Annotated in this window: 1 protein-coding gene; it reads right to left on the reverse strand. The window is 68.3% G+C overall.

Annotated elements, in window-relative coordinates; genetic code table 11:
- Positions 1-33: 33 nt before the first annotated feature.
- Positions 34-1,662, reverse strand: coding sequence for an IS1634 family transposase (locus tag ACWEPL_RS65195; RefSeq protein WP_452443079.1), 1,629 nt, complete (start codon positions 1,660-1,662; stop codon positions 34-36).
- Positions 1,663-1,733: the final 71 nt, after the last annotated feature.

Consider the following 1,733-nt stretch of genomic DNA (forward strand, 5'->3'; position numbering starts at 1 on the left):
CGGCTAGCCCCGTTTTCCGCATGTGAGTGATCTTCAGCGGAGGTCTCGTGGATCGATGTCGAGGAGGTCCAGGAGATCGAGTTGGAGATCGGTGGGTTGCGGGATGGTCGGGGGTGACTGGCCGGTGCCCGGGATCAGCCGGATGCCGGCCAACGCGTCCAGGACGAGCTTGCCGGTGGGGACGGCCGGTCGTCCGGCGTACAACCCGTCGACTTTGGCCTGGCCGCGGACGGCGAGCGCCTGGCGGACCTGGCGTTCGATCAGGCAGAAGATGAGCAGGGCCAGGCAGATGACGGTGATCAGCGCGCTGATGCGGCGGTTGCTCTTCAGATACAGGCTGGTGACGGCCAGCGGGCCCTTGAAGACCTGATAGCGGCGCTCGACGGCTTCCTGGCCTTTGTAGTGGCGCAGCACCCGTTCGGCATCGGCAGCCTCAGCGGGCAGGTTGGTCAGCAGGGCGTACCAGCCGTCGGTAGCGGCTTCGGCATCCAGCACCTGCGGGTCGAAGTGCCAGCTCAAGATGGGTTTGCCAGTGCTCGGGTCGGTGCCGGTCTCAGCGCTCAGGTAAGCGGCCACCCGGCGGGTGCGGCCGATCGCGGTGATCCGGTCGGCGACGGCCTGCTCATCCGGGTAGTGGCGGCTGCCCAGGCCGCGTTCCAACCGGGCCAGGTCGTCGCGGGCCCGCGCGAGCTTCTTGGCCCGGGCGGCCTCAGCCGCCTGGGCGCGGGCCGAGGAGTGTACGAACACCCTGCGCAGCCTCAGCACCGGGTCCTTCTTGCGCGGTCCGGCCAGCGTCATGACGTCCTCGCGCACGTGCCAGACGCCACGCCGGTCGGCGGGTTTGCCGGCGTCCCGGCCGGCAACGTAGTCCACCGCCTGCGCCGTGGCCGGGTCCAGACCGGCCAGGGTCTCGGCGCTGACGTAGAGCTTGGAAGCCGGCGCGATGAAGGACACAGCCGCACCGTCCATGGCGGCCAGATTCGCATACGAGATCAGCTTGGAATCACCGATCATCAGCATCTGCTGCGGGCCGGCCAGCTTCTGCAAGCCCTGCATCGCGCCGATGACCTGCCCGACTTCACCGGCCGCGCCGTCATAGGCGCGGTGAAAGACCGGGATCGCGCCGTCACTGCTGACCGCGATCCCGGCCTGGACCTGCTTCAGATCCGGCCGCCGGTCCTTGGGGTGGCCGAACCGCGGCCGCGCGTAGCCGGGCTCGGCATCGTCGTAGTCGCCGTGCAACGAGATCGAGGTCATATCCCAGTGCAGCCGGGCCACATCGATGCCGAACGCCTCGATCGCGGCCAGCCCGACCGACCCGGCCACCTGGTCCAGGTACGGAGCGATGGCATCCAGAGCGCGCCCGATCCGATCATCATTGAGCAGGCCGGGCTCGACCCCGAATGCCTCGCTCACTGCCCACCCGCGCGCCCAGTCCTGGACATGCACCAGCGGGGCGGGCGAGGTCAGCCGGTTGGCCACCAGCACCTCGATCACCTGCCCATGAGTCAGCTCCGCGGTATCGCGCACCGGGCAGGCTGCGTCCACCAACTCCCTGATCCGTAACCGCGAGCAGAACCCGGCGATGACTGGCAATGCTCCGAGCATCTTCTCGACGCTGGCCTGGCCCCACTGCGCACGCTGTCTCACCAGCCAGGTCATACCGCGATAACGATCACCACAGCAACCTGGCGATCTTCAAACAACCTCACGTGCGGAAAACGGGGCTAGCG

This window comes from Nonomuraea sp. NPDC004186 (assembly GCF_053603495.1).

What these genes read in the sequence shown, in the direction of transcription:
- ACWEPL_RS65195 (WP_452443079.1), bottom strand. Translation starts at nt 1,662, where the DNA reads ATGACCTGGCTGGTGAGACAGCGTGCGCAGTGGGGCCAGGCCAGCGTC.